20 protein-coding genes are annotated in these 26,656 nt (G+C 41.1%); 4 read left to right on the forward strand and 16 right to left on the reverse strand.

Annotated elements, in window-relative coordinates; genetic code table 11:
* Positions 1-40: 40 nt before the first annotated feature.
* The gene (nudB, locus tag Q0Y52_RS14655) at positions 41-484 is read right to left on the reverse strand and encodes a dihydroneopterin triphosphate diphosphatase (RefSeq protein ID WP_297822830.1); all 444 of its coding nucleotides are present in this window, start codon (positions 482-484) and stop codon (positions 41-43) included.
* A 12-nt stretch (positions 485-496) separates the two neighbouring features.
* On the reverse strand, positions 497-2,263 hold the full coding sequence (aspS, locus tag Q0Y52_RS14660) for an aspartate--tRNA ligase (RefSeq protein WP_297822832.1): 1,767 nt from the start codon (positions 2,261-2,263) through the stop codon (positions 497-499).
* A gap of 178 nt (positions 2,264-2,441) precedes the next feature.
* Between aspS and Q0Y52_RS14665 the strand changes: the two genes are divergently transcribed.
* From Q0Y52_RS14665 to Q0Y52_RS14680, 4 genes are read left to right on the forward strand one after another with little or no spacing between them, the layout of a single operon-like run.
* Positions 2,442-3,347: an ABC transporter ATP-binding protein gene (locus tag Q0Y52_RS14665; RefSeq protein WP_297822834.1), complete on the forward strand. Its 906-nt coding sequence runs from the start codon at positions 2,442-2,444 to the stop codon at positions 3,345-3,347.
* A gap of 12 nt (positions 3,348-3,359) precedes the next feature.
* Positions 3,360-6,917, forward strand: coding sequence for a M1 family aminopeptidase (locus Q0Y52_RS14670; RefSeq protein WP_297822836.1), 3,558 nt, complete (start codon positions 3,360-3,362; stop codon positions 6,915-6,917).
* A 57-nt stretch (positions 6,918-6,974) separates the two neighbouring features.
* Positions 6,975-7,847, forward strand: a complete 873-nt coding sequence (locus Q0Y52_RS14675; RefSeq protein ID WP_297822839.1) for a DUF72 domain-containing protein — start codon at positions 6,975-6,977, stop codon at positions 7,845-7,847.
* A 45-nt stretch (positions 7,848-7,892) separates the two neighbouring features.
* Positions 7,893-9,116, forward strand: a complete 1,224-nt coding sequence (locus tag Q0Y52_RS14680) for a CaiB/BaiF CoA-transferase family protein (RefSeq protein ID WP_297822842.1) — start codon at positions 7,893-7,895, stop codon at positions 9,114-9,116.
* Between the two features lie 94 nt (positions 9,117-9,210).
* Here Q0Y52_RS14680 and tilS read toward each other — a convergent pair whose 3' ends face one another.
* The 14 genes from tilS to uppS all read right to left on the reverse strand — a co-directional run bounded on the left by tilS (position 9,211) and on the right by uppS (position 26,642).
* Positions 9,211-10,587 (reverse strand): tRNA lysidine(34) synthetase TilS, encoded by a 1,377-nt coding sequence (tilS, locus tag Q0Y52_RS14685; RefSeq protein WP_297822844.1) that lies wholly within the window; start codon positions 10,585-10,587, stop codon positions 9,211-9,213.
* A gap of 110 nt (positions 10,588-10,697) precedes the next feature.
* Positions 10,698-11,654: an acetyl-CoA carboxylase carboxyl transferase subunit alpha gene (gene accA / locus Q0Y52_RS14690; RefSeq protein ID WP_297822846.1), complete on the reverse strand. Its 957-nt coding sequence runs from the start codon at positions 11,652-11,654 to the stop codon at positions 10,698-10,700.
* A 55-nt stretch (positions 11,655-11,709) separates the two neighbouring features.
* Positions 11,710-15,195, reverse strand: a complete 3,486-nt coding sequence (gene dnaE, locus Q0Y52_RS14695; protein WP_297822848.1) for a DNA polymerase III subunit alpha — start codon at positions 15,193-15,195, stop codon at positions 11,710-11,712.
* Complete coding sequence (gene rnhB, locus Q0Y52_RS14700; protein ID WP_297823050.1) at positions 15,196-15,789, reverse strand: ribonuclease HII; 594 nt, start codon at positions 15,787-15,789, stop codon at positions 15,196-15,198. It lies immediately after the preceding gene.
* A gap of 31 nt (positions 15,790-15,820) precedes the next feature.
* Positions 15,821-17,014, reverse strand: a complete 1,194-nt coding sequence (gene lpxB / locus Q0Y52_RS14705; RefSeq protein WP_297822851.1) for a lipid-A-disaccharide synthase — start codon at positions 17,012-17,014, stop codon at positions 15,821-15,823.
* A gap of 3 nt (positions 17,015-17,017) precedes the next feature.
* On the reverse strand, positions 17,018-17,785 hold the full coding sequence (gene lpxA / locus Q0Y52_RS14710) for an acyl-ACP--UDP-N-acetylglucosamine O-acyltransferase (protein ID WP_297822853.1): 768 nt from the start codon (positions 17,783-17,785) through the stop codon (positions 17,018-17,020).
* Positions 17,786-17,788: 3 nt separating this feature from the next.
* On the reverse strand, positions 17,789-18,235 hold the full coding sequence (gene fabZ / locus Q0Y52_RS14715; protein ID WP_297822855.1) for a 3-hydroxyacyl-ACP dehydratase FabZ: 447 nt from the start codon (positions 18,233-18,235) through the stop codon (positions 17,789-17,791).
* A gap of 39 nt (positions 18,236-18,274) precedes the next feature.
* Positions 18,275-19,309 carry a UDP-3-O-(3-hydroxymyristoyl)glucosamine N-acyltransferase gene (gene lpxD / locus Q0Y52_RS14720; RefSeq protein ID WP_297822857.1) on the reverse strand — a complete coding sequence of 345 codons (1,035 nt, stop codon included), beginning with the start codon at positions 19,307-19,309 and terminating at the stop codon, positions 18,275-18,277.
* 29 nt (positions 19,310-19,338) lie between these two features.
* On the reverse strand, positions 19,339-19,854 hold the full coding sequence (locus Q0Y52_RS14725; RefSeq protein WP_297822859.1) for an OmpH family outer membrane protein: 516 nt from the start codon (positions 19,852-19,854) through the stop codon (positions 19,339-19,341).
* Positions 19,855-19,903: 49 nt separating this feature from the next.
* The gene (gene bamA / locus Q0Y52_RS14730; RefSeq protein WP_297822861.1) at positions 19,904-22,381 is read right to left on the reverse strand and encodes an outer membrane protein assembly factor BamA; all 2,478 of its coding nucleotides are present in this window, start codon (positions 22,379-22,381) and stop codon (positions 19,904-19,906) included.
* Positions 22,382-22,443: 62 nt separating this feature from the next.
* The gene (gene rseP, locus Q0Y52_RS14735) at positions 22,444-23,793 is read right to left on the reverse strand and encodes a sigma E protease regulator RseP (protein WP_297822862.1); all 1,350 of its coding nucleotides are present in this window, start codon (positions 23,791-23,793) and stop codon (positions 22,444-22,446) included.
* The gene (gene ispC, locus Q0Y52_RS14740; RefSeq protein ID WP_297822864.1) at positions 23,790-24,998 is read right to left on the reverse strand and encodes a 1-deoxy-D-xylulose-5-phosphate reductoisomerase; all 1,209 of its coding nucleotides are present in this window, start codon (positions 24,996-24,998) and stop codon (positions 23,790-23,792) included. Before ispC ends, rseP begins: the two co-directional genes overlap by 4 nt.
* Positions 24,998-25,861, reverse strand: a complete 864-nt coding sequence (locus Q0Y52_RS14745) for a phosphatidate cytidylyltransferase (protein WP_297822866.1) — start codon at positions 25,859-25,861, stop codon at positions 24,998-25,000. Before Q0Y52_RS14745 ends, ispC begins: the two co-directional genes overlap by 1 nt.
* A gap of 40 nt (positions 25,862-25,901) precedes the next feature.
* The gene (uppS, locus tag Q0Y52_RS14750; RefSeq protein WP_297822868.1) at positions 25,902-26,642 is read right to left on the reverse strand and encodes a polyprenyl diphosphate synthase; all 741 of its coding nucleotides are present in this window, start codon (positions 26,640-26,642) and stop codon (positions 25,902-25,904) included.
* Between the last annotated feature and the right edge of the window lie 14 nt (positions 26,643-26,656).

Consider the following 26,656-nt stretch of genomic DNA (forward strand, 5'->3'; position numbering starts at 1 on the left):
TCGAACTGACACAGTTGACCGCTTAAGGTAACAATTAAGTTTATAAATCTGGCACATATAAAGAGATTGCCTCACGATTAGTGTCCGACCACACTTTTTGCATAGCGGATGATTTGTCTAACCATAGATAGGCAGAGTGTTCAGTTAATACTATGCCCTGCTCATTGGCGACTTCAACTACAAATACATGTTCTGTGTTGTAGGGTGTACCTGGTGGATAGCGGTGTTTCCATCTATCACGGATTTCATAGGTATTGATTTTTTGGCAATCAATTAACTGATAAGCAGATTCTATTATATCAATACTGGTTTCTTCTAATACCTCACGTAAAGCCGTCTTGATTGGCTTTTCACCTTGCTCTAAGGTGCCGGTCACTGATTGCCAGAATGCGGGATCATCATTGCGTTGCATCACCAACACTTGCCCAGCACGGTTATATACAACCGTAAGGGCAGATTGAGGAATACGATATTTGGGTGCCACAGTATTAACCGATTAATCCGCTTTCTTTTCTATCGCCGTTTGAATTGAAAGCTCTTTGAGTTGCTGCGGATTGGCTTCACCTGGTGCGTTTGTCAAAGGACAAGCTGCTGTGTTAGTTTTGGGAAATGCCATGACATCACGAATAGATGTAGCACCCGTCATCAACATCACCAAGCGGTCTAAGCCAAAAGCTAAACCAGCATGGGGCGGCGCACCAAACTTAAGCGCTTCAAGCAAGAAACCAAATTTCAATTCGGCCTCTTCATCACTAATTCCTAACAGTGAAAACACTTTGGCTTGCATATCTTGTTGATGAATACGTACCGACCCGCCACCTAACTCACAACCATTTAGTACCATGTCGTATGCATTTGACAAAGCACCTGCGGGGTTAGCTGCTAGTTCATCTGGGGTCATATCTCTTGGTGCTGTAAACGGATGATGCAATGCATGAAACTGACCATCAAACTCCTCAAACATAGGAAAGTCCACAACCCAAAGTGGTTTCCAGTCACCTTCTAATAACGCTAAGTCTTCGCCTAATTTTAGCCTAAGCGCACCCAAGGCTTCTGTGACCACTGTATTGCTATCGGCACCGAACAAAAGAATATCGCCACTTTGTGCACCACTGCGTTCAACGATACCTTTGGCCACGTCTTCATTTAAGAATTTAAGGATAGGTGATTGTAATCCTTCCATTCCGGCTTCAAGATCGTTGACTTTCATCCACGCCAACCCTTTTGCACCGTAAATACCCACATATTTACCGTAGTCGTCAATTTGTTTGCGGGATAACTTAGCACCGCCTGACACACAGATAACGGCAACACGACCTTTAGCGTCATTGGCAGGGCCAGAAAACACTTTAAATTCAACGTCTTTCAGTAAATCAGCTATATCAGTCAATTCTAATGGATTGCGTAAATCAGGTTTGTCGCTACCAAAACGGCGCATGGCATCTGCGTATGTCATGCTTGGGAACTCGCCCAAATCTACCGACAACATTTTTTGGAACAAATTACGTATTAGCCCTTCAGTGATCGCCATCACACCACCAGCATCTAAGAAGGTCGTTTCAATATCAATCTGAGTGAATTCAGGTTGGCGATCTGCTCGTAAATCTTCGTCACGAAAACATTTTACGATTTGATAATATTTGTCCATGCCCGACATCATCAATAATTGTTTAAACAATTGTGGTGATTGTGGCAAAGCAAAAAACTGTCCTTTATGAGTGCGGCTTGGCACCAAATAATCACGGGCACCTTCTGGCGTGGCTTTGGTCAAAATAGGGGTTTCGATATCCAAGAAACCATCCTTTTCAAGATAGTTGCGCACAGTGCTGGTGACATTGGCTCTGAATTTCAAACGATCGCTCATCAATGGACGACGTAGGTCCAAGTAACGATATTTTAGTCGCTGTTCTTCAGAATTTTCTTGATTCCAATCTAGGGGGAGTGGCGCAGCTTTGTTGAGGATGGTCAAAGATTTACCGAGCATTTCAATTTCGCCAGTAGACATCTCTTTGTTAACTTGGCCTGATGGCCTGGCGCGCACCTCACCACTTAACTGCACACAAAATTCATTACGTAGGCTATTTGCAATATCAAAGGTTTCGACTAAATCAGGGTCAAATACCACCTGCACCACACCCTCTCGGTCGCGTAGGTCGAGAAAAATCACCCCACCTAAATCACGACTACGATTAACCCAACCACACAATGTGACGGTTTGTCCGATATGAGATGAATTGATATTGCCACAATAGTCTGTGCGCATGAAAAACCGCCTTTAAAACGTAAACATTGATGAAAAATTAAGGTCGCAGAGTATAAACCAGATCAGCATTTTGCTAAATTAAATTCTCAGTTTTCGTAAGAAAATGTTGCACCTATAGACTAATGAAAATGAATTCTGCATATTTGCAACATTAAAATTGAATAACAGGGAACGAGCAATGCTAAAAATTAAAAATATAACAAAAATTTACGACAACGGGGTGAAAGCCCTTAACGATGTCAGTATAGATATCCCCAAAGGCTTGTTTGGTCTGCTTGGACCTAATGGAGCCGGAAAATCCAGCTTGATGCGCACGATTGCAACGCTGCAACAACCCGATACAGGTAGTATTCAATTCGATCAGATCAATGTGCTGACCCAGCCCAACGAATTACGTCAACGTTTAGGTTATTTACCACAAGAATTTGGTGTTTACCCTCGTGTGAGTGCCTATGATTTATTGGACCACTTAGCGATATTGAAAGGCATTGCTAAAAAAGCAGAGCGTAAAGAAGCCGTAGATGGATTGTTAGCCCGCACTAATTTATTTCAACATCGTAAAAAGGCGGTCAGTGGTTTTTCTGGCGGCATGCGCCAGCGTTTTGGTATTGCTCAGGCGTTATTGGGTGACCCCGATTTATTGATTGTAGACGAACCAACAGCAGGCCTTGATCCAGAAGAGCGTAATCGCTTCCATAATTTACTGGTTACTTTAGGCGAAGAAAAAGTCATTATTTTATCTACTCATATAGTCGATGATGTGTCTGAGCTTTGCCCCAATATGGCGGTATTAGGTAACGGACAAATTTTATTGCAAGGGAATCCCTTGGACATTACTGGCGATTTAAACGGACAAATTTGGCGTAAAACGGTGTCTATTGATGAAGCCGCGGTATTAGAAAATACGCTGCCTGTTATTTCTAAACGTCTATTTGCTGGTCGCACGGTTTTACATGTTCTGGCACCCGACGCGCCTGAAGGTTTTGAAAGTACCCCTGCGACCCTAGAAGATGTGTATTTTTCTACCTTACATAATTCTCGACAAAATCCTCAACATAATTCTCATTCAACCCAAGTAGCATAAGGAAGCTCTATCATGTTTACTCAAATGTTAGGGTTTGAATGGCGCTACTTTACTCGCCAACCCTCTTTTATTGTGACCTGCTTGGTCTTTTTCTTATTGCCATTTTTGGCCATCACCATTGATCAGGTGCAAATTGGATCAGGTGGCAATGTCTTGTTTAATAGCCCCTTTGCTGTGACTCAAATCATGTTAATTTTAAGCATTTTTGCGATGTTTATGGTGGTCAACTTTGTGGCAGGTACCGCAACGCGTAACCATACGTCTTTGATGTCAGAGATTATTTATACCAAACCAATCAGTTCCTTTAGTTATAACCTCGGAAGATTTTTGGGCGCATATTTGATATGTTTAACTGTGTTCGCCATGGTACCAGTGGGTATATTGATAGGAAGCCTAATGCCTTGGGTGGATGGTGACAGAATTGGCCTGAACAGCTTGATGATGTATCTACAACCCTTCTTGATATTCTCCACCACAACCATCTTTATTTTTTCAGCTTTATTTTACGGTGCGACCAACCTTTTCAAAAGTGTGATGGCAGGCTACATCTGTGCGTTAGGTCTATTTATTTTATATGTGGTTGCAGGACAAGTGTTTAATGAACCCGAGCAACGAACGATTAGAGCACTGCTCGACCCCTTTGGACTCAATTCATTTCGCGAATATACCCGCTACTGGACAGCCTTTGAAAAGAATTCACTATTACCGGTTTTTGAGGGTGCAATATTACAAAACCGTTTATTGTGGCTAGCGGTGGGTGGCTTTATTTTGCTGACCACAGGCGGACTGTTTAAATCATTAAATTTAGCAGCGAACAAAACCAGCAAAAAAATAAAGAAAGAAAAAATTGATGTAATACCCGCTAACAGCAATATAGCGATTAAAGCCTCAGTCAATAATAGTGTCGCGCAATTTATGCTGCGCACCAAATTTGAAATAAAACAAGTCGTGTTAAGCCCGGCATTCCCTGTTTTATTGTTATTTTCGGCCTTTCAACTCATTGCCAGCTTTTTCGACATAAACGGGATATATGGCGCTCCAAACTGGCCACTCACGCAAACCTTAGTGCAAATTATTGTGGGGGCTTTTAGCCTAATGACGATTATTGTCATTACTTATTACACCGCAGAAGTAGTTTGGCGTGAAAAGACTGTGGGTATGGGTGATATTATAGACAGTATGCCTGTGCCCAATGTCACTTTCTGGTTATCAAAATTGCTGGCTGTAATGTTAGTTATCGTATCGCTACATTTCTTAGGCTTAATAGTCGCTATTATTAAACAATTACTCTCGGGTTATGAAAATATCGAGCTTGGGCAATATTTAATTAGCTTATTATATTTTGCCGTATTGCCATTTTGTTTAACTGTAGTGCTAGCTTTTTTAATTCAAGTACTTAGTCCTAATAAATATGTGGGGATGTTGATTTTTGTTGGCTACATCTTTGTATCCATTGCCTTCTCTCAAATAGGCATTGAACACAACATGTTTAATTTTGGCGCCGCGCCTGTTTTGCAATACTCAGATTTGAATGGATATGGCTGGTTTATTCAGACTCAGAACTGGTACATGTTGTATTGGGCCGCTCTGTCAGTGGTTCTGGGTGTGATGAGTTATGGCATGTGGCAAAGGGGTCCTCATGCATCACTTAGACAACGTTTTAGTTTGTTAAGTTATCAGTTAGGAAATCAAGGTAAAAGTATTGCCATGGCTGCCATGCTGATATTTCTGGCGACAGGTGGGTATATTCATTACAACACAAAAGTGTTGAATGAGTTTTATGGCCAAGAAGAGAGTTTGAATACACAAGCTGATTACGAAAAAGACTACGTTGAATTTCGTGACGCGCCTATGCCAAGTGTTGTCGGCATTGATGCGGCAATCAATATTTTCCCCGAAGAAGGACGTATCGAAGCCAGCGCGACCATTACTCTTATTAACCGCACAGATCAATCCATCGATCGTTTCCTGCTCAATATTCCACGATTTACCAAAGACCTCGATATCGTGATATCTGGTGGAAAGTTAGGTGAAATCAATACCCAATACAACCTTGCATGGTTTGAATTAACTCAACCTATGGCACCTGGCGAAGAACGCGCGGGTCAAGTCGAAGTGACCCGTGCTCATCAAGGGTTTAAAGACAGAGGTGAAGACAATACTCTGGTAAAAAACGGTACATTTATAAACAACTTTGAGTTATTCCCATCTTTTGGTTTCAATGAAAGTTACCTAATAAGAGATCAGCATGAACGCCGTAAACGAGACTTAGATCCTCTACAGCGGGCATATAAACTTGAAGATACTAGCCGCTACACGGAAAGCTTTTTTGGAAGAGGAGTCGAATTTATAGATTTTAGCGCTACAGTCTCCACCAGTGGTGACCAATTTGCCATAGTGCCGGGGTATTTACAAAAAGAATGGCAACAGGATGGCCGCAATTATTATCGATATGAAATGGATGCACCTATGGTCAACTTTTTTAGCGTGATGTCGGCTAACCTCGAAACAAAAAAAGTCGATCATAATGGGATTAATATCGAGGTCTACTACCATAAAGATCATCATTGGAATGTGGACAGAATGATTGAGTCCAGCCAAGACTCACTCGACTACTTTCAACAGGTTTTTGGCCCCTATCAACACAAACAATTACGGATTATTGAGTTTCCAGGTTACCGCAGTTTTGCGCAAAGTTTTGCCAATACTGTGCCTTACTCTGAAAACATTGGCTTCATTTCAGACTTACGTAATCCAGAAGATATTGATCCTGTGTATTATGTAACTGCTCACGAAGTAGCCCACCAATGGTGGGGGCATCAATTGAACGCGGCCAATGTACAAGGCAGTGCGATATTGTCGGAAACATTGTCGCAATACAGTGCATTAATGGTCATGAAGAAAAAATACGGCGAGACCCGGCTGCGCAAGTTCCTCACTTATGAGTTGGATAGCTACCTAAGAGGTCGAAGCGCAGAACGGATTGAAGAAATGCCGCTGTTACGCTCCGAAAACCAACAATACATACATTACCGCAAAGGCTCAGTAGTGATGATGGCGTTAGTCAATACACTAGGTGAAAAACGCCTTAATCAAGCCCTGCAAGCATTGCTTAAAGAATATAAGTTTAGAGAAGACTTGTACCCTACTACCTTAGACTTAGTCAGACATTTACACAGCGTGTCAAACAAAGCAGAGCAGGCCTATATTAAAGACTTGTTTGAGCAAATTACTATTTACGATTTGCGGGCTAAAGAGGTAACAAATGAAGCGCTTGAAAAAGGCAAAACCAAAGTCACGTTAACCGTCTCAGCACAGCAATTTAGCGCGGACGGTAAAGGCCAAGAAACAGAACAACCTTTTGCTAAAGAAGTAGAGATTGTTTTGTTCAGCGAAGATCCTAATGACTTTGCCGCTGAAAACAAAATAATCTATCAAGAGCTGCACGCCATTAAAAGTGGCGATACGGTGATTGAACTCATCGTTGACGAAATGCCTAACTTTGCCGCTATAGATCCTTTTGTACGCTTTATTGACCGAGACACAGGTAATAATATTATCAAGTTGTAATGGTTAATTTGTTAAGCTAAGCCCTCACTTTGAGGGCTTTTTATTGAGGAAATGTAAGTGGCTTTAATCAAAACGGGTTGCCCTATATGGACTCATGAACAATGGTTCGGTAGTTTGTTTCCAGCCAACACAGTAAAAGAACAGAGCCTTGGAACTTACGCGCGGCATTTTAATAGCGTAGAAGGCAACACCAGTTTTTATCATATTCCTGATAAAAAAACGATAAGGCGCTGGGCTGAGCAGGTACCTAATGACTTTTGTTTTACTTTTAAGTTTCACCGCAGTATCAGTCACGATAAAAAACTGTTAAATATTAAAGACGACTTACACTTAGTCCTCAAGCGTATGGCATTATTGGAAGATAAGTTAGGCTGCTTAATATTACAACTACCTGCCAGTTTTAACCCAAGTCAACTCGGCACCCTAACGCATTTCATCCAACTGTTACCTAAGAATTTTCGCTATGCAATTGAAGTCAGGCACTTAGGTTTTTTTGATAAGAGTGATAACGAAAAAGCATTTAATCAACTGCTGCTAGAAAATAATATCAATCGCGTGATCATGGACACCAGAGCTTTATTTGCCTGTCCTGCAAATGGCGACAAAGTCATTGAAGATGCACATAGAAAGAAACCCAGAGTGCCGACTAATGTGATTGCCACATCGGACACCCCATTAGTGCGTTTTGTAGGTCATCCGGTTATTCAGACCAATAAACCGTTTTATACACCTTGGATCCACAAAACCAAACAATGGTTAGATGAGGGCAAGTCGCCCTATTTGTTTTTTCATATGGCCAATACAGTCGATGCACCTTGGTTAGCTGAAGCCTTTTTTAATGACTTTAAACAGCTCTACCCCGACACCTTAATTCCCTCAATCATTTTACCTAAAACCCATAATAACCAGTTAGATTTTTTTGGTGCTTAAATTGCCTGTATAATATAACTTCACACAGTAATTTTTGAGCAACTTATGTCATCAGCACTTTCACATATTCGCGTACTTGAACTAAGTCGCATATTAGCGGGGCCTTGGGCCGGACAAATGTTGGCAGACTTAGGCGCAGAAATAATCAAAGTAGAAAAACCCATTCAAGGTGACGATACTCGTCACTGGGGCCCTCCTTTTCTAAATAATAAAACAGCTGAAAATCCCACAGGATCCGCTTATTTTTTATCTGCTAATCGTGGAAAACAGTCTATTACAATAGATATTCGCCACCAAGAAGGACAAGCTATTATCCATCAACTGATAGATAGTTGTGATGTATTAATAGAAAATTTCAAAGTAGGCAGCTTAGTAAAATACCACCTTGATTACGCCAGTTTATCGGCCATCAACCCTAAGTTAATTTATTGCTCAATAACCGGTTTTGGTCAAGACGGACCCTATGCGCAAAGAGCCGGATACGACTTTTTGTTACAAGGTATGGGCGGACTGATGAGTGTAACAGGTGAGCCCGATCACCTACCTGGCGGTGGCCCACAAAAAGTTGGCGTAGCACTCACCGACATTCTCACTGGCATGTATGCCACCACAGCCATACAAGCGGCTATTATTGAGCGTGAAAAATCAGGGTTAGGACAGCATATAGATCTTGCCTTACTTGATGTGCAAGTTGCCTGTTTAGCCAATCAAGGGATGAACTATTTAGTCAGCCAGAACACCCCACAACGCATGGGTAATGCTCACCCTAATATTGTACCCTATCAAACCTTTCAGACTGCAGATGGCTTCATTATTTTAACCATAGGCAACGACTCGCAATTTGCAGATTTTTGTCAGGTGGCAAATTGCCAAACATTGATACATGACCCTCACTTTGTCACTAATCAAGCAAGAGTGCACAACAGAGATGTTGTTATTCAGCAATTGGCAAACATCATCAAAGCAAAAAAAAGTGAATTTTGGTTACAACAGCTAGAAATAAAGGGGGTGCCATGTGGCCCAATCAATGACATTGCCCAAGTCTTCGAAAACCCCCAAATAAAACATCGTAAAATGCTAGGTGAACTCACCCACCCCGTCAATGGCAAAGTGCCAACAGTGGCAAACCCCATCAACTTTTCTCGTACTCCTATCGTTTACCATCAGGCTCCACCCAACCTGGGAGAACATACTGAAAATGTGTTAATTGAGCTGCTAGGTTATGACACCAGCACGGTAACTGAATTACGAGAATCAAAGATTATTTAATAGACGTATCGACGAGATAGTCGCACTTCAATAGCAACGCGGTCTGTTCCAAAACCCATAAGATAACATTCGAACTGAGTGGTTATATTTAAGCTTAATAAGCCAATGTTATTAGCCACTGTGGATCGTTTACACTCTTGATGTCACTTTTGTCGGCTATCTTCCAACAGCCTGCAATGAATAGACCTAACACTTCCTCATTCTGAATAATTAACAGTACCGAATCCCTAGACCATGGCGCCACTTTCCATTGTTTAAACCATTGTTTAACGGGTTTGGAGTGATTGCTGCCTGCAGGTCTAAATCGCGCAGAATATCCACCTGAACGGATTAAGATAGGCCCCAAGTTTGGATTGACGGTTAGCTGTGATATCTGTTCAATTTGGACATCATTGATTTGGGTAAACGTTAAGCGCCCCATATTTTCAGGTAATTGTATACTCTCCTCTCCCTGCCAAATCTTATGTATTAAGACTTTTTCTAGACTGGCTCTTATCACAAATAACTGTTGATTAAACCGCCTAAACTGCCAGCCGTTCCATTGCAAAATTGGCTTAGCATCATCTGCAGCATTAAGCACCTCTGGCATAAGTTGATTTAACACCGCTAAAGAAGGGCTTTGAATTCCTAACTCAGATAACCAATAGCGCACCAACTGATGTAACCATGCCTGATCCAGCTGCTTCAGGGCAGGTAAATGGAGACTGTTAGCTGAGGCTTTTATTGGCTTAAGCTTTTCACAACATACTTCATCTAATAAACGTTGTTGTTCGGCACACATTGCGGCACTTCGCGCCACTGAACGGGATATTTCAGGCCAACGATGCTGTAAAACAGGCAAAACCTTATGGCGCAAAAAATTACGCTCAAAATCAGTATTTTGATTAGACTCGTCTTCACACCATTTCAAAATATGTTGCTGAGCATAGTCCACAATAGTGTGCTGTCTGATATCTAATAGCGGTCGATAAAATCCAACTTGTTTATTCGCATGTAATAAGCAAGGTGACACCCAAGCACGATTCATTGCCGATAGACCTTTAGGCCCTGCGCCTCGCTTTAACTGCAATAAAAAGGTTTCGAGTTGGTCATCTTGATGTTGTCCTAGAAGCACTTGACTATTCACTGGTGCTAATTCAACTAACTTGTTGTAACGCGCTTCTCTTGCTTGTGCCTCAAGGCTTTGTCTTGGTAGCGCTTCAACGGATACATTCGCAGTTTGAAACGCTATGTTTAATTGATTACACACTCGCTGACAGTGTGTTTGCCACTGATCAGCATGCTTGCTTAAACCATGGTGAATATGAATAGCACTGAGTTGAAAGTCGTGTTCACCTTTCTGTTTTATACTGTGAAGAGCATGCAATAAAACATGTGAGTCTAAGCCACCACTGTAGGCAACAATGATATGAGTCGCTGAGAAAAGCGGCTCACAACTGAGTTGTTCTCTTAGTGTACTCAAGACTGACATGGTGACTTACACCCTCCGATAACAAAAAAGCCATCTTTTCAGATGGCTCTACATAATATGTTTATTTATGCATTGATTTATGCTTTGATTTATAAAGTAGCACTGATTATTTAACAATAACCAAAAGACATCAATCGTTCATAACGTTGGGCTAACAATTCTTCGGTAGATAAACTAGCCAGCTGAGCTAATTGCTGCTTAAGCGTCGCTTTTAAGTTAGCTGCCATACTGTCATAATCTCTGTGCGCACCACCTAAGGGTTCATTCACAATTTGATTGATCAATCCTAACTCTTTGATTTTTTCAGCACTGACACCCATAGCTTCGGCAGCTTGAGGTGCCTTTTCAGCACTTTTCCACAAAATAGAGGCACAACCTTCTGGTGAAATAACGGAGTAAGTGCTGTATTGAAGCATGTTCACTCTATCGCCTACACCTATTGCCAATGCACCACCAGAGCCGCCTTCACCAATCACAGTGCATATGACTGGCACTTTCAAGCCAGACATAACTTTAAGATTACGGGCAATAGCTTCGCTTTGACCGCGCTCTTCTGCGCCTACTCCAGGGTATGCACCAGGAGTATCAATAAACGTAATAATAGGTAAATTAAAACGTTCAGCCATTTCCATTAGACGTAACGCTTTTCGATAACCTTCTGGTTTAGGCATGCCAAAATTACGTTTGATTTTTTCTTTAGTATCGCGGCCCTTTTGATGACCAATGATCATCACTGACTGCCCATCAATTTTAGCTAAACCACCAACGATAGCTTTGTCATCAGCAAAGGCCCTGTCACCAGCAAGTTCATCAAATTCGGTAAAAATACGTTCAAGATAGTCATAGGTATAAGGGCGCATTGGATGACGCGCAATTTGAGATACTTGCCAGGCGCCTAAGTCTGCAAAAATTTTGCGGCTTAATTCTGAACTTTTTTCTCGAAGTTTGGTGATCTCTTCTTCGATATTGAGATCGAATTCACCGCCTTGATTGACTAATCTCAACTCTTCAATCTTCGCTTCTAATTCAGCGATAGGTTTTTCGAATTCTAAAAAATTTACACTCATTGAACACCTAATAATAATTGTTTACGGCTTTCATACATACGCTTGCAAAAGTAAGTTAGTGAAATTCCAAGTCAACCTGAGGTTTACCCAATAGCTGTTGCAAGTCATATAGTAACTCATCTTGGGGTGTAACATACCACTGCGCACCCAAGGTTAAATCTACTTTTGCGTCTGGGTGTACATAATGTATCTGAACCGGACAACTTCCACCTTGATAAGGTTCCAAAATGGTTCGTAGTTTAGCCACACTTGACGGATTACACCAGCTTGATTCTAAATGAACTTGCAGACCCTTGGCATTTTTCTCACGGGCTTGGACTAAATCCATCACATCACGTGCCGCCATTGTATTGCCACCAGAGAACTCATCAAAGCTGACCTGTCCACTTATGACCAAAATTTTATCTTCCTGCAGTAATTCTTCGTATTGCTCAAACATATCAGGGAAAAACCTTACGTCTATCCTGGCGCTTTTATCATCTAATGTCACTAATGCCCAACGACGACCTCGTTTATTCGTCATCACTCTAACCCCTGATACTAAACCCACAGCATAAGCGGTTTGGTCTCTATTAGTTTGCTTTAGGTCAACTAAACGACAAGGTGCATAGTGTTTGATTTCACTCAGGTACTGATTGATTGGATGTCCTGTTAGATAAAGGCCTAACGTAGTTTTCTCGCCATCTAACCAGACTTTCTCAGGCCAAAGTGGTACATCAGCAAAGGCTTGCTGTACTTTTTCAGGCTCTGTGGTGAGTAAACCAAACATGTCTGATTGCCCCGATGTTTTATCTTTAGCATGTTGGCCTGCCGCTGCCAGTGCGTCGGGTAAAGAAGACATTAATGACGCACGGTGAGGGCCCAAATTATCCAATGCACCTGCCAGTACTAATTTTTCCAATATGCGCTTATTAATACGTTTAAGGTCGATTTTGGCACAAAAATCAAATAAATCATTGAACTTACCGGTATCTTCGCGTGCCTCAATAATAGCTTCGATCGGACCTTCACCGACCCCTTTGATTGCACCGATACCGTAGACAATGCGCCCTTCTTGATCCACAGTAAATTTATGACTGCCAGCATTCACATCGGGAGGTAAAATAGTTAATCCCATGCGATTACATTCATCAACCAAGGTCACAATTTTGTCTGAGTTATCCATATCCGCTGACATAACTGCAGACATAAATTCTGCAGGGTAATGGACTTTAAGCCATAAAGTTTGATAAGACACCAAAGCATAAGCGGCAGAATGTGATTTATTAAAACCGTATCCTGCAAATTTTTCTACTAGGTCAAATATTTTGATGGCAAGTGTAGGATCAATGCCATTATCTTTGGCCCCAGTCTCGAATGATTCCCGCTGTTTCTCCATTTCCTCTAGATTTTTCTTACCCATAGCACGGCGTAATAAATCTGCGCCACCCAAGCTATAACCCGACATGACCTGAGCAATTTGCATGACCTGCTCTTGATAAAGAATAATGCCATAGGTTGGCTGTAAAATTTCTTTTAAACACTCGTGTTGATATTCTGCATCAGGGTAGGAAACTTCTTCACGGCCATGTTTTCGGTCGATAAAGTTTTCAACCATACCTGATTGCAATGGACCTGGCCTGAACAAAGCTACAAGTGCAATGATATCTTCAAAAGAGTCTGGTTTGAGGCGTTTAATCAACTCTTTCATTCCACGGGATTCAAGCTGAAATACCGCGGTGGTCTCTGCATTTTGCAGTAGCCTAAAACATTTTGCATCGACAAGTGGGATAGCAGCAATATCAACATCAATGCCCTTTCCCTTTTTGATCATATCAGTCGCCCACTGAATGATGGTCAGTGTCCGTAACCCCAAGAAATCAAACTTCACTAAGCCAGCCGTCTCTACGTCGTTTTTATCAAATTGGGTGACCGGATTTTTACCTTCATCATCACAATAGAGCGGAGAAAAATCGGTTATTTTTGTAGGAGAAATCACCACTCCACCGGCATGTTTACCCGCGTTACGGGTACAACCTTCCAGTATACGACACATGTCAATCAGCTCTTTGACGTCTTCGTCTTGGTTGTACAACTCGGGTAAACGAGGTTCTTCAAGAAACGCTTTTTCTAGGGTCATTCCCGGTGTAGGCGGAATAAGTTTAGATATTCGGTCAACAAAACCATAAGGATGCCCCAAAACACGGCCCACATCACGCACCACTGCTTTTGCCGCCATAGTGCCGAAAGTAATAATCTGTGATACGGCATCACGGCCGTACATTTCGGCCACATGATCAATAACTTCATCACGTCTGTCCATGCAAAAATCGACATCGAAATCTGGCATCGATACACGTTCAGGGTTCAAGAATCGTTCAAATAACAAGTCATATTCAAGTGGATCAAGATCGGTAATATCCAGCGCATAGGCGACCAAAGAGCCGGCACCCGACCCACGGCCTGGCCCAACAGGGATATTATTATCCTTACTCCATTGAATAAACTCCATTACGATTAAAAAATAACCGGGAAACCCCATTTGGTTGATAACGACAAGCTCAATTGCTAAACGCTCATCATACTTAGGACGTTTTTCTATTCGCACCTGCTCATCAGGGAACAAATACGCCAGGCGTCGTTCTAAGCCTTCTTTGGATACCTTGACCAAAAAGTCTTTAATATCCATACCGTCAGTGGGAAAATCAGGCAAAAAGTAAGTACCAAGCTGCACGGTGACATTACAACGTTTTGCAATTTCCACGGTATTTTGTATGGCTTCAGGGATATCAGCGAATAACGCAACCATTTCTTCAGACGTACGTAAGTATTGCTGCTCTGAGTATTCCTTAGGTCTGCGGGGATCGTTTAATGTGTAACCATCGTGGATAGCCACACGAATTTCATGGGCATCAAAGTTTTGTCTATCTATAAAGCAAACTTCATTCGTAGCAACCACTGGCAAGTCGAATTGTTGCGCCCAATCTACCGCTCGGTGAATATAGTCTTCTTCACCAGCCCTACCCGTGCGGGTCAATTCTAAATAAAAACGGTTCGCAAAGTGCTGTTGATAAAACTGTGTGACATTATGGGCAATATCCATATTACCTTTCATCAGCAACAGACCTAAATCACCCGCTTTACCCCCTGATAATATAATGATGCCTTGGTTGTGCTCCACTAACCAATCTCTGTCGATCACCGCTCTGTCTTTAATACTGCCACGTAAATAGGCTTTGGAGACTAACAGAGTGATGTTCTTGTAGCCTTTATTATCCAAGGCTAGCAAAGTAAGACGGAACAATGTCCCTTCCAACTCGTTACTTTGCACCCAAAAGTCCACACCAATAATAGGCTTGATACCGTTAGCGTGTGCTTGACTATAAAACTTAACCAAACCACACAAGTTCATTTGATCAGTAATAGCGACTGCAGGCATGCCCAATTCTTTAACATGGGCGATAAGAGGTTTGACCTTATTTAGCCCGTCCAACATTGAATAATCGCTATGCACACGTAAATGTACGAAGTTAGCTGGGTTTTGTGGTAATTCTTGTGTCATTTAAGAGCCTGCTAACTGGCCGTCGCGCATAGCAAGAGATTGCTGCACCGGCTTAAAACTCATACGATATTCAGGGAGTGGTCCAAGCTTGGCAAGCTTAGCCAGATGATATGCTGTTGGATAACCTTTATGTTTGGCAAAGCCATACTCTGGGTATTGTTGATCTAGAGTTAACATTTCTTTATCCCGCGTCACTTTTGCAATAATTGAAGCAGCCGATATCTCAGCAATGAAACCATCTCCTTTAACTATGGCTTCACTAGAGTAACCCCATTTTGGACAACGATTACCATCAACCATTACGTGAGTCGGCTGGATCAACAATCCTTGTACCGCTCTGGTCATAGCGAGCATAGTAGCCTGCAAAATATTGAGTTCGTCAATTTCTTTGGGGCTGGCACGACCAATGGACCAAGCTAAAGCGTATTGCTTAATTTCGGCAGCCATAATATCACGCTTTTTCTCGGATAATTTTTTCGAATCGGCCAGCCCAAGAATTTTATGCTGTGGATCAAGGATAACCGCCGCAGTGACCACGTCCCCCACTAAAGGACCTCGGCCTACTTCATCGACGCCTGCAATCAGATGAATCATTTCTTTAAGTTGGCTCATGGCTTTAATCGGCTCATGGCTGTTGCTCAATCAAGTTAGCCACAGCAGTGGCAGACTGCATATCTGCATCTTGTTTAAGTGATTCATGTAAAGTTTCAAATTTGGTAATAAGTGCTTGTTGCTCATCACCGCTTTGCAAAGTCAACATAGGTAATAATAAATCACTTATTTTCTGTGGTGTCACATCGTCTTGCAACAACTCTGGAATTAACTTTTCGTCGGCTAATACATTAGGTAGAGCAAAGTATTTAGCTTTATAGAGATACTTCATCATTTGATACGTTAAACCGCTAAGTTTATAAGCTGTAACCATATTTTTCTTACATAACATGGCTTCAAGAGTTGCGGTACCAGAGGCGAGCAACACTGCATCTGAGGCAATCATGACTTCTCTAGCATGGCCTATTACAACTTGTATTGACAAATCAGGATTGTGGGTCTGGATATGTTGGTCTACTTGGTCTTTTCGCTGCCGATTAACCACAGGGATCAATATTTTTAAGTCCGCTATATCCGACTTTAATAGCAAACAGGATTGAATAAATACATCTATTAATGTACCAACTTCACGCTTCCTACTGCCGGGCAACAGAGCCAGGACTGTTGCACTTTCTTTAAGTTTTAAAGAAAGGCGGGCTTTCTGTTTATCGGGCTTGATAGCAATATCATCAGCCATGGTATGACCAACATATTCACAAGGGATGTGATGTTTGTCATACACTTGCTTTTCAAAAGGGAAAATACTTAATACTAAGTTGGTAGCTTTGGCTATCTTAAATATACGTTTTTCGCGCCAAGCCCATACTGTAGGGCTGACATATTGCACAGTTTTAATACCATGTTTTTTGAGTTTCAGCTCTAAACCTAGATTAAAGTCAGGTGCGTCAACACCAATGAACACATCAGGGGGATTAGCGAGAAAGTGATTTAAGATAGACTTGCGAACAAACAACAGTCTCCGGATACGGGATAAAACTTCGACCAATCCCATCACAGACAACTCTTCCATGTCAAATAAACTGTGGCAGCCTTGGGCCTGCATTTTTGGTCCAGCGATACCTTCAAAAGTAGCATTCGGATAACGCTTTTTGAGTTGTTTAATAAGACCGGCGGCAAGAATATCACCTGACGCTTCGCCGGCAACTATGCCTACCTTGAGTGCTTTTTCACTCTTCTTTTCGCTCCTCTCGAGGCATTGTTCGCTCATAAATTAGCGAACAATGCCTCGAGAGGAGCGACTAACAAAATCAGCCATATGTCTAACTTCTTGGGTATCACCCGCCAATTCAAATAGTTTTTCAACGGCTTCTGAGGCTCTATTGCCATTACGGTACAAAATTTTATAACCACGCTTGATTTGCATAATGGTTTCACTTGCGAAACCACGACGCTTTAATCCTTCAGCATTAACACCACGTGGCGTGCTATCGTTCCCTAACATGATATAAGGCGGCACATCAGCTAAAACAATTGCCCCTCCGCCAATAAAACTATGGTCACCAATATGACAAAATTGATGTGCAGCGGTCACACCACCCATAATCACCCAATTACCAATATGTACATGCCCAGCCAAGGTGGCTCCTGTAGCGAGTATGCTATTGTCACCAATGACACAATCATGGGCAACGTGTACGTAACACATGAGTAAATTATTGGAACCAATTTTAGTCACACTGTTATCTTGAGTAGTGCCTCTGTGTATAGTCACAGATTCACGGATAATATTATTGTTGCCTATAAGTAACTCAGTGGGCTCACCTGCATATTTTTTATCCTGACAATCTTCGCCAACAGAGGCAAATTGATAAATATGATTGCCTGTACCCATGCTGGTTTTTCCTTTTACTACCACATGAGATTCAAGCACAGTGTCATCACCTATTTTGACATCAGCGTCAATCAGACAAAATGCACCAACTGAGACATTTTTACCCAATTGGGCAGAGGGATGGATAATGGCAGTAGGATGGATCACCAGTTACATTTTCCTCATGGCACACATGAATTCGGCTTCACATGCAGCTTTGCCATCAACACTTGCCACACCATGAAACTTCCAAATACCACGACGCTCTTTAATTAATGTTACATCCATGTCCATACGATCGCCTGGCACTACTGGCATTTTAAAGCGTGCTTTGTCGATCCCAGCATACAGATACAAGTCGTCAGAATTTCCCGCTGTTTTAAAACCTAGGACGCCAGCAACCTGGGCTAACGCTTCTAGGATCATAACACCAGGGAATATCGGTTTACCCGGAAAATGTCCTGTAAAACAAGGCTCATTAAAAGTGATATTTTTATAAGCCGATATGGACTCATTGAGAGTGTAATCTGTCACTCTATCTACTAACAAAAAAGGATAACGATGGGGAAGCAACGCCATGATATCTTCTATTTCAAGAATGTTTACATTATTAGCCAAAAAGTGTTCTCCTAAACTAACCAGTCTGTAGTTAAATCACTACTGCTGCTGGCTTTTTTCCAATGCTTTAACACGCTGATTAAGGCTAGTAATACTTCGTAATGCTACTATGTTTTTGCGCCATTCTCTATTGGCGGAAGCGGGTATACCAGACGAGTAGACACCAGGCTGTGAAATACTTTTGGTGACCATACTCATACCAGTAAAAACGACATTGTCAGAAACAGTAATATGGCCATTAATACCCACTAAACCGGCCATGCTGCAATTTTTACCAATAACTGTGCTACCTGCAATTACAGAACAAGCTGCCATTGCAGTATTTTCACCAATTTCAACGTTATGGGCAATTTGGCATTGATTATCAATGATTACACCATCAGACAAAATAGTATTATCTAACGCGCCACGATCAATTGTAGTACTAGCGCCAATTTCTACTCTGTCACCGATTATAACACTGCCAAGTTGTGGAATTTTAATCCACTTACCATTATCGTTCGCATAACCAAAACCATCACTACCAATCACGGTGTTAGCTTGAACCAAACAATCTGTGCCTATTACCACATCATGATAAATAGACACATTGGCCCATAATTTCGTATTGGCACCTAGGCGTGCGTTTTTACCCACAAAACATCCCGGACCAATAACAACATTACCCCCAAGTTTGGCGCCTGCCTCTATAACAGCATGAGCGCCAATTTTAACATCTTTACCCAATTCAACATTTTCCCCAATGACAGCGTAAGGTGATATCTCGTGTGCGGGTGCCGGAGTGGTGTCTAGTAATTGTGCTGCCTTTGCAAACCCAACATAGGGGTCGCTCATAACTAGGGCGGAACAATTACAATGAGGTAATTCGTCTGGATGCAAAATCACGGCTTGTGCCATCGTATCCTGAAGCTGACCTCGATACTTTTTATTCGACAAAAATGAAACCTGACCGCTGCCAGCTTTCAATAAAGTAGATAATCCAGAAATAATTGTATCTTGGGTATCAGGCCCTGATAGGTGCAATTGTGCACCTATGCTTTGAGCTAATTGAATAAGACTAATTGCGTGACTCAAAATACCTCCGTTCGAACCACTAAGGTTATTTAGTTAATTTTACCAACTTGCTCTAGAACCAATTGAGAAATATCGTTGTCTGGGTTGATAAAGGCCACAGAATTAGAATTCAATATGACATCGTATTTTCCTTTAGATGCTACGGCATCAATGCCTTGCTTAATCAAACCTAACAACTTGTTTTGTTCTTCTTGTAAACGCGCTTGGATTTCTTTCTGCAAAGGTTGGGCTTTGGCCGTGTATTCTTCACGTAAAGCAATAATTTTGCCTTCAAGTTCAGTTTTTTCTTTTTCGCTCATTGTGGCAGCATCACGCTGATTTTTTTCTAGATAATATTTAATGTCTTTTTCGAGACGACTCACTTCTTCTGTCTTATCTTTAAATTGTGCAGCGATTGTTTCTTGGATGTCAGCAGCTTGTGGCATAGCCTGAAAAACACCTTGTACATTCACTGCACCAATTTTTTGTTCAGCGAAGACAGATGTGCTAGCCATAGCTGTGGTTAATAATGCACCTGCAATTAAATTTTTTGTAAAATCTTTCAAAATAAACTCCTAGTTGATAATTGTTTTTGGTCGGTTTGCCAACCAGAAATTAAAATGTTTGCCCTATGTTGAAGGTGAAGAATTTAGAATCATCGCCTTCTCTTTCTTGTATTACTTTCGAGAAACTAAATACCATAGGCCCCATAGGTGATAGCCATTGTACAGAAACTCCACCTGAAGCTCTATAGAGGGTTGGGTCACTATAATCAATTAATCCATCATCACTATATGAACTAATCAAATTTAAGTCTTTATAACTGTCATAATCAAACTCAGTATCCCAAACATTACCTGCATCCAAAAATAAGCTAGTACGCACAGAGTTATCAAAGTCTACCTCAACAAAAGGGGTGGGTACGATTAACTCAATTCCACCTAATATCATGGCATTACCACCTAATGAACGTGAAGAAATAGAGATTGAATCATTTGAATTATCGCCTAAAATCACTTTACCATTGGGGTCGGTAACGATTGTTGATGGTGTCACTTGTATACCACGAGGTCCAACTGTATTGTTTTCGAACCCTCTTAATGAATCTGAACCACCTGCTGTAAAATGTTGAGTAAAAGGTAATATTTGGTCAATACCACCTACATTCCCATAACCATTACCATAGCCCATTTTTAAACGTGCTAAGAAAGACCAGCGTTGATTGCGTGATAATGGGAAATACCATTTGCCATCTATTTCAGTCTTAAAATAGTTTACGTCTGAGTTAGGTGTAGTCATACCAAATGAGGCACGTTGTGACGAACCTGCGGTTGGGAACACACCTCGGTTTAAGGTAGTACGTGACCAAGCGACTGAAGCAAGAAAACTATCATAATTAATGGGAGCATCTGGATCATTTTCATCTACAAACTGGTTATTAAAGCGCGTAGTTTGCACAAAAGGTTGTCTCTGAAAAAGCTCTACTGTGCTGTAAGTTAAACCAAAATTAATTCTGTTAAATTGGTCAATGGGATAACCAATATTACTGCCTAGTGAAAACTGTTTACTGTTGTACTGAATGAGGTTAGCAGAGCTACCATCAAATTCACTATAAGACACTGAACCACCTAAACTGATCCCATCAATGGTAAAATATGGGTCTGTGTATGACAACTGCACACTCTTCTGATACGAAACCGTACTCACATTAAATGCAATACGTTTACCTGTGCCTAAAAAGTTATCTTGCTGAATTCCTGCATTTAAACTTAACTTAGTACGATCGCCATAACCTATGCCCGCATTAAAGGCTCCAGAAGGCTGCTCTTTAACTGTGAAATTCACATCAACTTTATCTATTTCGCCAGGTAAACGAACCGTTTCAAAGTCTACATTTTCCATATACGTTAAACGCGAAAGGCTATTTTTAGACGATTCTAATGTAGCAGTAGATAACCAAGAGCCTTCCATCTGAGAAACCGATTGGCGAAGTACTTCATCAGCAGTACTATTATTTCCTGTAAAATTTATTCGTCGCACATATATGCGTTTACCAGGATCTACGGACAAAATTAATTTTACGGTTTTATCTTCCTCGTTGATATCTGGAATAGTCGTGACAGTGGGATAAGCATAACCATATCGACCTAAGTATTTACTAATGAATTCTTCAGTGTATGTGACTTCAGCTTGATTATATAACTCGCCTTTAGTTAACGGTAATACAAGTTCGATATAATCTTCATAACCCAATAAGTCACCCATTAGTTCTACGTCAGATATTGTGTATTGCTCACCCTCATTGACGTTTAAGGTCACATAGATGCCTGTTTTATCCGGCGTCATGGATACTTGGGTAGAATCTATATTAAAACGCAGATAGCCACGATCTTTGTAATGGCTAGTAATAGTTTCCATATCGCCAGTTAATGTTTGTTTCTGATAGCGAGTTTCTGATAAAAAGTCCCACCATGGTGTATCAAATTTCAATTCAACCAGTTCTAACAACTCAGGATCACTGAAAGACTCATTACCCACTATATTTATCTGTTGAATTTTAGCTGAATCGCCTTCTTCGAATAACAATTTAAGGTCAACCCGATTTCTCGGTAGTGGTGTAATAATCGCCGTCACGTCAGCGTTATATTTACCTATGCTGTAAAAAAAGTCTTTTAAACCATTCTCAATAGAGGTCAAAACAGTTTTATCTAAAGGTTCCCCTACCAAAATATTGGCATCATTTAGACTTTCTTGTAATTGCTCATCTTTAATATCATCGTTGTCTTCAAATACAATATTACTAATAGTAGGTCTTTCAGAGACGCGCACCAAGAGTGTGTTTCCATCACGAAATATTTTAATATTTTCAAAATGACTAGAAGAATACATAGACCTAATAAGCTGTGAAACCCTAAAGCTATTCATCTCATCGCCAACTGTAACAGGCAGATAAGTCAAAGCTGCGCCTAAAGCAACACGCTGTAAACCTTCAATTCTAATATCTTTAACGACAAATTCACTGCTCGGGGCTGCTTTCGCGAAGCTAGCAATGGATAAAATTAATCCCGCAACAACTAACTGTTTAAACTTCATTTAATAATATTCTTCCTAAACGCACAAAACATGTTGTGCATGGTCAAATCGACCGATAAAAATTATATTCGCGTAATGTCATTTACTATCGCGATGCTCATTAATAGCAGTAACAATACGCCACCAATTTTAAATCCTACTTCTTGTACTGATTCTGGAACAGGCCGTCCACTAATAAGCTCTATAAAATAATAGAGTAAGTGTCCACCATCAAGTACTGGCAGAGGTAAAAGGTTAATTATGCCCAAATTAATGCTAATTAACGCTAAAAAGCCTAAAAAATACACTAGACCTAAGCTGGCACTCATACCTGCACCTTGAGCAATCGAAATAGGACCACTCAAATTCTTCACAGATACATCACCTGTTATCAGCTTACCAAGCATCTCAATACTGAGTGTCATCAAACGCCATGTTTTGTCCATCGCTTTTGACATAGCTTTTACAACGCCATATTGATGAACAAACACAACCCCCTCTGGCCATGGTTCAAGAGTAGGAGAAAACCCCATATACCCTTTTGCAGTTTGTTCTCCAGTTTTACTACCAATAGTTCCATTTAAGCTTATGATTTTATCATTTCTAAGCACATTAGCTTGAACAGTTTGATTAGGTCTTGTTGAAACATAACCCACTATTTGTTCCCAATTTTGCATACTAGTTCCATCTAAACTGAGAATTTTGTCATTTGTTTGGAATCCAATGATCTGTGCAGCAGAGCCATCTTCAATATATCCCAACACATTTTGCACTTTAGGCCGAAAGGGAACGAGACCCAAGCTAGCAAAGACCGAGGTTTTATCTGGGTCGAACTCCCACTGACTTAAGTTAATGGTAGCTGAGCGTTCATAAAAGCTTTCATCATCTGTCCATTTAACTAGCATCTCATTGTTGCCAATAAATGACATAAACTCATAAGCGACATCTTCCCAGTCGACTACTTGGCGATCCCCGACTTGCGTAAAAATGGCATTCTGAGGAATGTTACTTTGGCTGAAAACACTATCAGGTTCAATATCACCGACAACAGGCTTAATAGTTTGTAAACCTATTAGGTACATAACGAACAAAGCAAATATTGCAAACAGAAAATTCACAGCCGGCCCTGCAGCGATAATAGCAATACGTTTCAACACATGCTGACGATTAAAGGCGTAGGGTAAGTCTTTTTCACTTACTTCATCAACCCTTTCGTCAAGCATTTTCACATAGCCGCCCAATGGAATAGCCGCGATCACATATTCGGTACCTAGCTTGTCTGTTCTACGCCATAAGGCTTTTCCGAAACCAATAGAGAATCGTTCGACTTTCACTCCGCATCTGCGAGCGACCCAAAAATGGCCCCATTCATGTACCGCCACTAAAATGCCTAAAGCGACGATAAAAGAAGCAAAACTAATTAGAAAACTCAAGTTCCAACCTTCTGCATCGAAGACTGACTAATATTCCCGATAATATTCAAACCGAGCCTTCGGGCAGCGTTATCACTTTCGATTACGGCTTCAATAGTGTCTAGGTTGTGAGGTGATGTTTGTTGCAAACATTCTTCATTCACTTGTGCAATTTGTATAAAACCAATTTTCCCTTGTAAAAACGCATCTACTGCCACTTCGTTTGCTGCATTAAGCGTGGTAGTGGCATACTGCCCAGCATTACTTGCTTGCATAGCGAGTATCAGATTAGGATAACGCTCAGCTTCAGGCTCTGTAAAAGTAAAATTAGATAATTGATTAAAATCTAAAGGAGAGACACCGGATTCGACTCTGTCGGGAAAAGCCAATGCATGAGCAATAGGTGTTCGCATATCCGGATTACCCATTTGAGCCAACACCGAGCCATCTATGTATTGCACCATAGAGTGAATAATACTTTGCGGGTGTAACACAACCTCAATATCAGATGATTCAAGCCCAAACAACCACTTAGCCTCAATAAATTCTAAACCTTTATTCATCATAGTAGCAGAATCAACTGATATTTTTCGTCCCATGTCCCAGTTAGGATGGGCGCATGCTTGGTCTGGTGTGACATGATGCAGCTTACTTAATGGCAAATTCAAAAAAGGTCCACCTGACCCCGTTAAAAGAATTTTACTGATACCTGAAGAGCTCAGTTCACCGTATTTAAAATCAGTCGGTAAACATTGAAAAATAGCATTATGTTCACTGTCTATGGGTAAAATTTCAGCGTTATATTTGTTTGCGGCTTGAATAAATAAGTCACCAGACATGACTAACGATTCTTTATTAGCCAACAACACTTTTTTACCCGCTTTGACCGCCACCAAGGTAGGTAACAGTCCAGCAGCTCCTACTATAGCGGCCATCACTATATCCACTTCCGGTGCACCAGCAATTTGCTCCAGTGCCTCATGGCCGGCTAACACTTCACATGTAAGTAGATTCTCTGAGAATAACTTTTTAGCTGCTTCGAATTGCTTAGGATCGGCAACCACCACATATTCAGGAGAACATAGTTGAGCTTGCTGCAATAACAACTCAACATTGCTGTTAGCCGTCAATGCGAAGACACTAAACAACTTGGGGTGGCGCATCAGCACATCAATAGTGCTTTTACCTATAGAGCCTGTCGCACCCAGAATGGTAATATTTTGCATCAAGCCATCCACATGACATAACAAAATGCAAAAACAGGAAATGCCGCAGTCAAGCTGTCAATCCTGTCCATAACACCACCATGTCCAGGCAGTAATGTTCCACTATCTTTTAGACCAGCACAGCGTTTAAACATACTTTCATTTAGATCGCCTAAGGCAGAAACCCCAACAGTTAATGCACCTACCAATATATGTAGCCAGATACGGGATGAGTCAAGTTGATAATGTAATGCAGCAAAAGCAATAATGGCTGAAGATGCAAAAACACCTCCCATAAGGCCTTCAATGGTCTTACCTGGCGAGACTTCAGGCCGCAACTTATGTTTTCCAAATTTCACGCCAACAAAAAAAGCACCAATATCAGCGGCCCAAACAATACCCAACACATAAAAAATTAAAGATGCGCCGTAGTATGGATCAACATCGTACAAACTTGTGCGAAGTGAAACAACTGCAACCCAGGTCGGTATGAGAGTTAAAAAACCAAATGTACCTCGGAGTATTTTACTGGTATTCCACACAGAACTGTATCTGGGATAGGCAATAATCATCGCCAAGGACACTACCCACCATATGACCGCTATGGATAGTATGTAGGTATATAAACTATTTAGCTGACCTTGATACCAAATTAAATCTGAAGGCAGCACATATGACAATATCAGGCAGACTGCAACGACTAGTGCGGCATAGGTATTTTTTATGAAAGTGCGGGTCATACCCGACATACTTGACCATTCCCAAGCACCTAGGCCCATAACTAATGCAATCATAATTTCAAAGCTGAATAGGGGTAAATATAAAATGGCAAATAACGCCAAAGGGGCAAGAATGAGCGCGGTGATAATCCGTTTTTTTAGCACGGATTCTTCTCACATTTATTGATTTTATTTTTACTAATCATTAACTTACTTGCTCTGAGGTTTTACCGAAACGTCTATGACGTTCATGAAAAGCGTCCACCGCAGCTTGGAAAACGGCTTCATTAAAATCTGGCCAAAAGTCTTCTGAGAAATATAATTCAGCATAGGCAATTTGCCATAACAAAAAATTACTGACTCTTTGTTCCCCACCGGTGCGGATCAATAAGTCTACTGAGGGTAAACTTGCTACACAGGTATGACGTGCAAATGTATCTTCGTCGATATCTGCCACATCAACTTGACAAGCTTGTACTTGTTTAATTAACTCTTTAGCCGCATTCACTATGTCCCATCGACCGCCATAGTTGGCGGCAATATTTAAAACTAGACTATCATTTTTTTCAGTAAGAGCCTCTGCTTCGCTTATCCTATTAACCAGTTTACTATCAAACCGACTCATATCACCAATTATGTTGAGCCTGACATTATTTTTATGCAGTTTTTTAACTTCACTGCCAAGCACCATCTTAAAGAGTTCAATTAGCACCCCAATCTCTTCGGATGGTCGGTTCCAATTTTCACTGCTAAAAGCAAACAGTGTGAGCACTTTCACACCATTTTTTAATGCATAGGAAACAGCTGCTCGCACTGCTTTAACACCCGCTTTATGACCAAAAGTGCGGATTTTGCCTTTTTTCTTAGCCCAGCGGCCGTTGCCATCCATGATAATAGCAACATGTTGTGGCATCGTGGGTTCGAGTAATGGTTCAGATGAATTCATTATCAGTTATAGCT

Source organism: uncultured Paraglaciecola sp. (genome assembly GCF_943787955.1).
Classification (GTDB): Bacteria; Pseudomonadota; Gammaproteobacteria; order Enterobacterales; family Alteromonadaceae; genus Paraglaciecola.

Excerpts from the sequence above, each read along its gene's own strand:
- uppS (WP_297822868.1), bottom strand. The coding sequence starts at position 26,642 with ATGAATTCATCTGAACCATTACTCGAACCCACGATGCCACAACATGTT.
- bamA (WP_297822861.1), bottom strand. The coding sequence starts at position 22,381 with ATGAAGTTTAAACAGTTAGTTGTTGCGGGATTAATTTTATCCATTGCT.
- Q0Y52_RS14680 (WP_297822842.1), top strand. The coding sequence starts at position 7,893 with ATGTCATCAGCACTTTCACATATTCGCGTACTTGAACTAAGTCGCATA.
- Q0Y52_RS14665 (WP_297822834.1), top strand. The coding sequence starts at position 2,442 with ATGCTAAAAATTAAAAATATAACAAAAATTTACGACAACGGGGTGAAA.
- tilS (WP_297822844.1), bottom strand. The coding sequence starts at position 10,587 with ATGTCAGTCTTGAGTACACTAAGAGAACAACTCAGTTGTGAGCCGCTT.
- lpxB (WP_297822851.1), bottom strand. The coding sequence starts at position 17,014 with ATGAGCGAACAATGCCTCGAGAGGAGCGAAAAGAAGAGTGAAAAAGCA.
- rnhB (WP_297823050.1), bottom strand. The coding sequence starts at position 15,789 with ATGATTCATCTGATTGCAGGCGTCGATGAAGTAGGCCGAGGTCCTTTA.
- ispC (WP_297822864.1), bottom strand. The coding sequence starts at position 24,998 with ATGCAAAATATTACCATTCTGGGTGCGACAGGCTCTATAGGTAAAAGC.
- Q0Y52_RS14670 (WP_297822836.1), top strand. The coding sequence starts at position 3,360 with ATGTTTACTCAAATGTTAGGGTTTGAATGGCGCTACTTTACTCGCCAA.
- dnaE (WP_297822848.1), bottom strand. The coding sequence starts at position 15,195 with ATGACACAAGAATTACCACAAAACCCAGCTAACTTCGTACATTTACGT.
- aspS (WP_297822832.1), bottom strand. The coding sequence starts at position 2,263 with ATGCGCACAGACTATTGTGGCAATATCAATTCATCTCATATCGGACAA.
- accA (WP_297822846.1), bottom strand. The coding sequence starts at position 11,654 with ATGAGTGTAAATTTTTTAGAATTCGAAAAACCTATCGCTGAATTAGAA.